We start from the raw sequence: 9,439 nt of genomic DNA, 5'->3' as shown, positions 1-9,439 counted from the left end.
CCGGGGCCAGACGCAGTCGGATTCGAAACCGGCCTGCGCCCACATGCTCAGCCAGGTGATGCCCAGTCCGATCAGGGCCACCACCACCCCGGCGGCAGCGGTCCGCATCCGGCGACGGCTCAGCGAACGCTCGTCGGCCACCTGCCCGGTCAGGGCAATCAGGGGCGAGACCCGGGTGGCCTGACGGGCCGGGCGCAGTACCGCCACCAGCGTCACCACCGTGCTGAGCACCACCGCCAGTACTACGGTCTGCCGGTTGACCGTCAGGTAGCGAGCCTCCAAGCCTTCCACCAGTCCGGAGCGGGCCACAAGCGCGGCCAGCACCACGCCCAGGAGAGCGCCCACCGCCGAGCCCGCCAGGCCGGTGGCCAGGGCGCTGCGCAGCACCGAACCCATCACCTGCGTCCGGCCGGCGCCGATGCAGCGCAGCAGTCCGGTCTGCCGGGCCTGCCGCGCCAACAGGGTGGAGAAGGTCGTGGCAATCACGATCCCGGCCACCACCGCGCACACCGGGCCGAGCAGCTGCAACAGCATCTGCGTGGTGGAGTTCATGTCACCCATGTTCGATGCGCGCATCATGACGATGTCGGAGGCGGTGTAGACGCCCGCGTTCAGACCATTCGCGTTGAGTGTCTGGGAGACGGAGTCCATGAGGTCCTGCGTGCTCGTACCCGCGGTTGCGTTCGCATAGAGGGCCGCCGGGGCCGTCGACAGCCCCAGGGCGGCGCGTTCATCGGCGGTGGCGAAGATGTACTGCTCACCGGTGTTCCAGCGGGTGATCTCGGGTCCGGGGGCGATCACACCCACCACGGTCGCGGTGGTGGGGGCGGCAACCGGGTCTTCCTTGAGCGCCATGGCGCTGCCAACCGCGACGTCCTGCTCGGCGACCGAGGGCGAGACCGCGATCTCTCCCTCCTTATCCGGCAGGCGCCCCTCTACCAGGCGGGTGCTGCCGGACGGTGACGGCACGTCCAGTACGTAGGTGAACTCGGTGCCGCCGCTGCTGCCCATGCGGTCGATCCAGATGGTTCCCTCCGTGTAGCTGCGCACACCGGCCACGCCGGAGGCCGCCGAGACGGCACCGGCGGCGTCCTCGGACAGCTCCTCGCCCCGCTCGGGCAGGACGACGACGTCGGCGTCCCCCAGGCTGGCGCGGGCGGCGGCGGTCATCTGGGTGGTGGCCGTGTCGGAGATGATGAAGCTGAAGACGATCAGGGCCGCGCTCATGGCCACCGCCACCAGGGCGGCCAGGGTGCGGCGCAGGTCGAGCATGGCGGGCATGGGTGGGGCTCCTTCGCTTGGGTTCCGACCGCATCCGGACGGCTGAGACTCACGCTACGAGCCGCCCGCAAGACCCGAAACCTCACTTCGACGGATCTTTTCGGGGTCCTGCGGTACCAAAGCCTCACCGCCGCCTACGACCTTCGGCCCGCGCATGCTCCTCCTGCGGTAGGAGTCCGCGCCCCGTCCGCCACGGTAATCGAGTGTCCTTCGGCCCCGTCGGAGCCGGAAGCGCTCGATATCCGTCTACCCTCGTGCCATGAGCAGCAATGCCGGTTCCTCCCCCACGTCCCCCGCGGCGGAGCGCCGTTGGCGCGACGACCTGCACCTGGCACACACCATCGCCGACCAGGTGGATCCGCTCACTCAGGCGCACTTCGACGCCCAGGACTTCGAGGTGGAGACCAAACCCGACCTGACCCCCGTGACCGCGGCTGACCGTGAGACCGAGCGCCTGATCCGTGACTACCTGGCCCGCGCCCGCACCCGCGACTCCGTGCTCGGAGAGGAGTTCGGCACCACCGGCCACTCCCCCCGCCAGTGGGTAATCGACCCGATCGACGGGACCAAGAATTTCGTGCGGGGCGTGCCCGTGTGGGCCACGCTCATCAGCCTGGTCGAGGACGGCGAGGTCGTCGTCGGCCTGGTCTCAGCGCCCGCGCTCGGGCGGCGCTGGTGGGCGGTGCGGGGCGGCGGCGCCTGGACCGGCCGTTCCCTGGCCTCGGCCCGCCGCCTGCACGTATCCAGCGTGGCGAGTCTGGAGGACGCCTCCCTGTCCTACTCCTCGCTGTCCGGCTGGGCCGAGCGGCGGCGGCTGCGCGGCATGCTGTCGCTGATGCAGGCCTGCTGGCGCACCCGCGCCTACGGGGATTTCTGGTCCTACATGCTTCTGGCCGAGGGGGCGGTGGATCTGGCTGCCGAGCCGGAGCTGGAACTGTACGACATGGGTGCCCTGGTGCCAATCGTTCAGGAGGCGGGCGGCTGCTTCACCTCCCTGTCCGGCGAGGCGGGCCCCTGGGGCGGCAGCGCCGTCGCCACCAACACCCTGCTGCATGAGGCGGTCCTGGAGCACCTGTCCGCCGAGACCGACTGACCCGGGCGACGACGCCGGGCGGGCCGCGGTCCGACGCGTACCGGGGCGCCGTCGTCGGGCGGCGGAGCCTGGGGCCTGGCCCGGTCGTGCTGAGGCCGGTTCCACACGCGCGGATACGCACGGGACGGGCCATGCCCGGTAGCCTCTCAGGAAACACCGCACCCGATCCCTGGGAGCCTCATGAACTGGCTGCACGCCGTCATCCTCGGCATTGTCGAGGGCATCACCGAGTTCCTGCCCGTGTCCTCCACCGGGCATCTGAACATCGTTGAGAAGCTACTGCACTACGACATCGACTCCGTGGGCATGACCGCCTTCACCGCCGTCATCCAGGTGGGCGCCATCCTGGCCGCCGTCGTCTACTTCTGGGGCGACATCGTGCGCATTGTGGCCGCCTGGTTCAAGGGCTTGGCCGACGCCGAGGCGCGCACCGACCCCGACTACACGCTCGGCTGGGGCATCATCCTCGGCTCGATCCCGGTGGCCGTGGTGGGCCTGTTGTTCAAGGACTTCATCGAAGTCACCGCCCGCTCCCTGTGGGTCATCGCGGGGGCGCTGATCCTGTGGTCGGGTGTCATGTGGCTGGCCGACCGGCGCAGCGACGGGCCGACCGGAGCCGCCCACACCTCTTCGGGCAAGGGCATGCGCGAGGTGTCCCTCAAGGACGCCCTGATCATCGGCGGCTTTCAGGCGCTGGCGCCCGTGTTCCCGGGTATCTCCCGCTCGGGCGCAACCATTTCCGCGGGACTGTTCCTGCGCTTCGACCGGGTCACCGCCACCCGTCTCTCCTTCTTCATGGGAATCCCGGCACTGCTCGCCGCCGGCGCCCTGGAGGCGGTCACCGCCGCCGGGGACATCTCCGCGACGGTCGGCTGGGGGGCAACGGCGATCGCCACAATCGTGTCCGGCCTGGTTGCCTACGCGACGATCGCCTGGCTGCTCCGCTTCGTCTCCTCCAACAAGTTCACCGGCTTCCTCATCTACCGCGTGCTGCTGGGTCTGCTGATCATCGTGCTGGTGGCCAGCGGCACCATCGCCGCCTGACGTCCGGCAACGGCACGCTCGCCGACAGTCCTCGGCGCGAAACTGTCCAAATCCGGCACGAACGCGCCCGTCTCGACCGACGGCTGTTTTCAGATCGTTGGAATCAAGCCGTTTTGTGAGTGGCTCGAAGACGCACGCTCGGCGTTCGTGCCGTTTTTGGACATTCGCCGCCCGGAGCGTGCGGCGATAACGCCGCCGAAGGAGCCGGAGCGCTACCCCTGCGCCAGCGCACTCACCGGGGCGGCCACAATCGGCAGCGATCAGTGACCGAGGTCGCATCGGGCGCATACTGCATATCAAATACCCCCTGGGGTATTGTCGCGTGCAGGCGATCGCCCGGAATGGGCACCGAATGCTGCACCACGGCACGACGACGCGAAAGGCACGACGTTGACCCCAACTGTTTCCTCCCCGGCCGCTGCTTCACTCCCCGACGACGGCGCAGCCGCGCTCTCCGGCTCCGGACGGCCCCGCCGGCTGGTGATCGTCGGCGGCGTCGCCGGGGGCATGAGCTGTGCCGCCCGCGCGCGCCGCCTGAGCGAGGAGGCCGAGATCATCGTCCTGGACCGCGGGCGGCACGTCTCCTTCGCCAACTGCGGCCTGCCCTACTACGTGGGCGGCGAGATCGAGGACCAGGAAGACCTGCTGGTGCAGACCCCCGAGCGGCTGCGCGCCTGGCTGAACCTGGACGTGCGCACCGGACACGACGTGGTCGGCATCGACCCCGAGGCGCAGGAGGTGATCGTGCGCACCGCCGACGGCGTCCAGCGCCTCGACTACGACGCCCTGGTGCTCTCCCCCGGCGCGCAGGCCACGCGCCCACCCGTCGACGGGCTCGACTCGCCGCGCGTGGCCACCCTGCGCAGTGTTGAGGACGCCGCCCGTCTGCGGGAGTGGGCGGACGCGGGCGCCCGGTCCGCCGTCGTCCTGGGCGCGGGCTTCATCGGCGTTGAGGCCGCCGAGGTGCTGGCCAAGCGCGGCATTGCCACCACCATCGTCGAGTACGCGGAGCACGTGCTGCCGCCGCTGGAGCGGGAGCACGCCTACCCGATCACCCAGGAGCTGCGCGGGCTCGGCGTCGACGTCCGCACGGGAACCGCCGCCGAGTCCATCACCCACGGCGCCGATGCCGATGAGGTCCGCCTGGCCGACGGCACGGGCGTACGGGCCGACCTGATCGTCCTGGCCACGGGGGTTCGCCCGGACACCGACGCCTTCGCCTCCTCCGGGCTGGAGCTGGAGCGCGGGGCGATCGTCGTCGACGAGCACGGCCGCACGAACCTGCCGCACGTGTACGCCGTCGGCGACGCCACCGTGGCCACCGATCCGGTGACCGGTGCCCGGCGTCCCGTCCCCCTGGCAGGCCCGGCGAACCGGGCGGGGCGGCTGGTGGCCGACTTCATCATGGATCCCGACCACGCCCGCCCGATCCCCGCACCCCTGGGCACGGCCATCGTGCGCGTCGGGGGTATGACGGCGGCGATGACCGGCGCGAACCGCGCCGCGCTGGACGCCGCCGGGATCGAGTACACGACCATCCACCTGCACCCCAACCAGCACGCCGGCTACTTCCCGGGGGCATCCCAGTTGCACCTGTCGGTCAACTTCACCCCGGACGGGCGGATTCTCGGCGCCCAGTGCGTGGGCCGCGACGGCGTCGACAAGCGCATCGACGTGCTGGCCACAGCCATCCGCGCCGGACTGGGCGTTGCGGACCTGATCGACCTGGACCTGGCCTACGCCCCGCCCTTCGGACAGGCGAAGGACCCAGTGAACCTGGCCGGAATGCTGGGAGCGAATGTCCTGAACGGAACCGTGGAGGTGTGGGATGTGCGCGACCTGGAGCGGGTCCGCCAGACCCACCTGCTGCTGGACGTGCGCACGAGGGCCGAGGTCGCCCGCGGCATGGTGCCGGGCGCCCTCAACATTCCGCACACCGAGCTGCGCGCCCGCATCGAGGAGGTGCGGCAGGCCGCCGCGGGACGCCCCATCGGCGTGATCTGCCGGGTGGGGATGCGGGCGAATATCGCCCACCGGATCCTGGCGGGTAATGGGCTGAAATCCTCGGTTCTCACCGGCGGCATGATCACTCTGCGATCCTGGCTGGGGGACGACGCCGACTCCTACCTGGTGGGGGCGTGATCGCCGTGGCCAAGGCTCAAGATGCGGCAACTCGAGGTGCCGCCGCGACGACGGCGGCCCCGGGATTCGAGTGCGATCCGGAGACGAAGCGGCGCATCGTCAACCGGCTCAAGCGAGCACGTGGCCAGCTGGACGCCGTCATCGACGCCGCCGAACGCGACGCCTCCTGCAAGGAGATCGTCACGCAGCTGTCGGCGGTGACCCACGCGCTGAACCGGGCCGGGTTCGTCATCGTCGCCACCGCCATGCAGGCCTGCGCCGACGGCGAGCGGACGGCGTCGGCCGGCCGGGACGGCAGGGACGGCGTCGGCGAGACCGACGGGACCGGGGCCTCGTCGAATGGGGCTTCCCGGCCGGGGGCGCTGACCATGGACGAGCTGGAGAAGATCTTCCTGTCCCTGGTCTGAGCGCCACCCGGGCGCGCCGGGCATCGCCGCTTTCCTTCAACCCGATCAACCGAAACCAAAACAAGGAGAACATCATGTGTCGCAAGGTGACGTGCAAGCAGTGCGGCAAGCCCACCTGGGCCGGCTGCGGGCAGCACATTGAGCAGGCGCTGGCGGGCGTGCCCAAGTCGCAGCGCTGCCAGGGCCACGACGACAAGCCCGCCGCGCCCGCCACGCCGTCGAGCTTCCTGCGGGGGCTCTTCGGCCGGAAGTAGCGCGCCGAACTGTCCAAATTCGGCAGAAACGTGCCCGGCAGGTCGGCAACCGCCCCGGAAAACCGCGTCATTCCAACGATTTAGGAATCGCGCCTCACCGCCACTGGCATGTTAATGCCGATCTCGGACACTCTTCCTTACCCCCACCCGCAGTTCACCAACAACACCGGACTCACAGAAAAAGGCCGGGGCGAGTCGGGCGTAGGCCTCCTCTATTGGTAACCGGAACAGTTCTTCGTGCATCGCAAGCAGGTCGATCCTTCCGAATAGGAAGACTTCTCCACCATCAAACCGCACTGTTCGAGTCAGGCTGCAGTCTGCGTACGCCGGGCACTCCAGTAGGTGCGGCACCCCGCCCACGCGTGACTCTTCCAGCGTCAGGCCCGCCACGGCCAGCCTGCTTTCTCTGGGTGCATCCGCGACCTCTGCGGCCCGCTCGGCCTGCCGGGCGGTAGGGAAGTTCAGAGTGAAGCGTCCGGTGGCGGTCGCATTGACACAGGTCTGATGCTGCTCGGAACATCCGAACCCGATGATCGGCCCGCGGAAGGCGGCCATTGACACCCAGCTCTTCGGCGCCAGATTCACCTCGCCGTCGGCATCGCGAGTCGTCACATACACGATCTGTCCGGGCACAGGGGACGGACGCCACTGCCACTTGTCCGCGGGCAGTGGATGAAAAGGCGAAGCCGCGATCTTATCCATGCCTTGCCCCACAGCCTCCAGTATAAGGTCGAGGCATGAACCGGAGCCCTACGGCGACCGCGACCCGCTGGCCAGGAGGCTGGGAGCTCGAGCTCGACGACGACCACCACACCCAGGTAGCCCACCTCTACCGGGCACGCCAGCAGGTCATCGATTACCTCGATACCGTTGACGCGGCCACCGACCACTCCAGTTGGGAAATCGACATCGTCCCCGAAGTCGACTCCCTCGGGCAGGTTCACCACGTCGGCTGACCGTCACGCGCCCGCCCGCCGACCGCTGGGCAGCAGTCCCCTGAACGCCGCCCGCTAAGCCCCTGGAATTCGTGTCGGAGGTCTGTGAGAGGCTGCGGGCATGCGGATCCTCCACACCTCCGACTGGCACCTCGGGCGCACCTTCCACGGCCGGGTGCTCGACGACGCCCAGGCCACCTTCGCCGACCATCTGATCGAACTGGTGGACTCCGAGCAGGTGGACGCCGTCGTCATCTCCGGAGACGTGTACGACCGCGCCATCCCGCCCACCGCCGCCGTCCGCCTGCTCGATGACACCCTGTGCCGCCTGGCCGACCGCACCCGCGTGGTGCTTACCCCCGGCAACCACGACTCCGCCCAGCGGCTCGGCTTCGCCGCCGCCCTGCTGCGCGAGGGGCTGGACCTGCGCGTGCGCGTGGCCGACGTCGACCGGCCCGTCATCATCCCCGACGCCGCCGGCCGCCCCGGCCTGTACGTCTACGCCCTGCCCTACCTGGACCCCGACGCCGCCCGCGTATCCCTGCCCCGTCTGCTCGCCGAGCGCCTCGGGGAGGGAGAGGGCTCGGGCGTGCGGGGCGATGATGCGGCTCCGGCCGACCTCGCCGTGCTCTCACCCGCCGACGGCGAGTCCCCCGCGAGCGCCAGCGACGTCGACTCCCCCTCCCGCGCAGACTCGCCCTCCCAGGCCGGCTCCGGCCTACTGCCGCGCAGCCACGAGGCGGTGGTCTCTGGGGCTTTGCGGCTGGTGGCGCACGACTTGGCTGAGCGGCGGGCCGACGACGCGGCCAGGGTGCCGGCGCTGGCCATGGCGCATGCCTTCGTCGTCGGCGCTCAGGCCAGTCCCGACTCCGAACGGGATATCCGCGTGGGCGGAGTGGACTCCGTCCCGACCGGCGTGTTCACCACGCTCGGAGGCTCACCGCTGGCGGGCGCCTCCGGCGGACTCGACTATGTGGCCCTCGGCCACCTGCACCGCCCCCAGGAACTGCACGGCCCCGCCCGGAACCGCGGGGCCGACGGCGCGCAGGCCGTCGCTGAGGCGGCCGGCACGGGCGCCTCCCACCCGCGCCTGGTCTACTCCGGCAGCCCGCTGCCCTTCTCGTTCCCGGAGGCCGACGCCGCCAAGTCCTCCGTGCTGCTGGAACTGGACGCCTCCGGCGTCACTCGCCTGGAACGCATCCCCACGCCCACTCCGTACCGGCCCACCACGCTGCGCGGCACGCTCGAGGAACTGCTCGCCCCCGCCAACGCCGCACACGCCACCGACTGGATACGGGTGGAACTCACCGGGCCCATGCCGTCGGGCACCATGGCACAGCTCAAGGATCGCTTTCCCAACCTGTTGGCCTTCTCCCACGCCCGCCCCGAACGCGAGCAGCGCGAAGCCATCACGATCAGCCGCGCCTCCGACCCGGTGGAGGTGGCCGACCGCTTCCTGGCCGAGATGCTCGGGGACGCTCCGAGCCCGGCCCAGCACGCCATCATGTCCGAGGTCTACGACGCCGCCCGCCGCCAGACCAGCAGTAAGGAGGAGCGCTGATGCGACTGCACCGACTGACCATCACCGGCGTAGGCCCGTTCCGCGGCACGGAGACCATCGACTTCGACCGCTTCGCCGCGTCCGGCCGCTTCCTGCTGACCGGGCCGACCGGCTCGGGCAAGACCACCATCATCGATGCGATCGTGTTCGCCCTGTACGGGCAGGTGGCCGACTCCGACGGCTCCTCCAAGCAGCGCATCCGCTCCACCCTCGTAGACCCCGCCGTCCGCAGCACGGTGGACCTGGTCTTCTCCACCTCCGCCGGCGTCTATCGCGTCCTGCGCACGCCGGAGTACATGCGGCCCAAGCAGCGCGGCAGCGGCACCACCAAGCAGAACGCCACGGTGAAGCTGTGGCGGATGTCGGCTCCCGCTGGGACAACCGTGGATGAACCGATCACCCGCGTCGACGAGGCGGGTAAGGAGATCCGGCGGATCGTGGGCCTGGACCGGGAGCAGTTCACCCAGACGGTGATCCTGCCCCAGGGGAAGTTCGCCCGGTTTCTACGAGCAACCTCCGATCAGCGCCACGAACTGCTGCGCGACGTGTTCGGCACCGGCATCTTCGACGCCATGCAGGAGGAGCTACGCGCCCGCAGACGCGACGTAGAGCGGCAGACGGAGGCGGCCCGACAGGCCCTGCGCACCCGCGCCGACGTCCTGGCCCCGCTACTGCCCGCGCCCGATTCCCCCACGCCGACCACCGTCGTATCAGAACCCGAA

The 9,439-nt window shown here is 70.2% G+C and carries 10 protein-coding genes; 8 read left to right on the top strand and 2 right to left on the bottom strand.

Going from position 1 to position 9,439, the window contains the following annotated elements:
- The coding region (locus BN1056_RS00940; RefSeq protein ID WP_210578357.1) for an ABC transporter permease at positions 1–1,281 on the bottom strand (1,281 nt) is incomplete at its 3' end.
- A 259-nt stretch (positions 1,282–1,540) separates the two neighbouring features.
- Here BN1056_RS00940 and hisN point away from each other — a divergent pair.
- The 5 genes from hisN (at position 1,541) to BN1056_RS00915 (ending at position 6,221) form a co-directional block, all read left to right on the top strand.
- Positions 1,541–2,374, top strand: coding sequence for a histidinol-phosphatase (gene hisN / locus BN1056_RS00935; RefSeq protein ID WP_210578356.1), 834 nt, complete (start codon positions 1,541–1,543; stop codon positions 2,372–2,374).
- A 180-nt stretch (positions 2,375–2,554) separates the two neighbouring features.
- Positions 2,555–3,418 (top strand): undecaprenyl-diphosphate phosphatase, encoded by an 864-nt coding sequence (locus tag BN1056_RS00930; RefSeq protein ID WP_210578354.1) that lies wholly within the window; start codon positions 2,555–2,557, stop codon positions 3,416–3,418.
- A 480-nt stretch (positions 3,419–3,898) separates the two neighbouring features.
- Positions 3,899–5,560, top strand: a complete 1,662-nt coding sequence (locus BN1056_RS00925) for an FAD-dependent oxidoreductase (RefSeq protein WP_280516423.1) — start codon at positions 3,899–3,901, stop codon at positions 5,558–5,560.
- Complete coding sequence (locus BN1056_RS00920) at positions 5,557–5,967, top strand: metal-sensitive transcriptional regulator (RefSeq protein WP_210578351.1); 411 nt, start codon at positions 5,557–5,559, stop codon at positions 5,965–5,967. Before BN1056_RS00925 ends, BN1056_RS00920 begins: the two co-directional genes overlap by 4 nt.
- Before the next feature lie 74 nt (positions 5,968–6,041).
- Complete coding sequence (locus BN1056_RS00915) at positions 6,042–6,221, top strand: hypothetical protein (RefSeq protein WP_210578348.1); 180 nt, start codon at positions 6,042–6,044, stop codon at positions 6,219–6,221.
- Positions 6,222–6,332: 111 nt separating this feature from the next.
- Here BN1056_RS00915 and BN1056_RS00910 read toward each other — a convergent pair whose 3' ends face one another.
- Complete coding sequence (locus BN1056_RS00910; RefSeq protein WP_210578346.1) at positions 6,333–6,923, bottom strand: flavin reductase family protein; 591 nt, start codon at positions 6,921–6,923, stop codon at positions 6,333–6,335.
- 35 nt (positions 6,924–6,958) lie between these two features.
- Between BN1056_RS00910 and BN1056_RS00905 the strand changes: the two genes are divergently transcribed.
- The 3 genes from BN1056_RS00905 to BN1056_RS00895 form a co-directional block, all read left to right on the top strand.
- Positions 6,959–7,177: a hypothetical protein gene (locus BN1056_RS00905; protein WP_210578343.1), complete on the top strand. Its 219-nt coding sequence runs from the start codon at positions 6,959–6,961 to the stop codon at positions 7,175–7,177.
- Positions 7,178–7,277: 100 nt separating this feature from the next.
- Positions 7,278–8,717, top strand: coding sequence for an exonuclease SbcCD subunit D (locus BN1056_RS00900; protein WP_210578341.1), 1,440 nt, complete (start codon positions 7,278–7,280; stop codon positions 8,715–8,717).
- Positions 8,717–9,439 (top strand): AAA family ATPase (locus tag BN1056_RS00895; protein WP_210578339.1); only part of this gene is annotated, 723 nt, incomplete at its 3' end. The genes BN1056_RS00900 and BN1056_RS00895, both read left to right, overlap by 1 nt.

Source organism: Actinomyces succiniciruminis, from assembly GCF_900002405.1.
Classification (GTDB): Bacteria; Actinomycetota; Actinomycetes; order Actinomycetales; family Actinomycetaceae; genus Actinomyces; species Actinomyces succiniciruminis.
The sequence above is the reverse complement of the archived record's forward strand: the minus strand, read 5'-3'. Positions and strand labels throughout refer to the sequence as shown.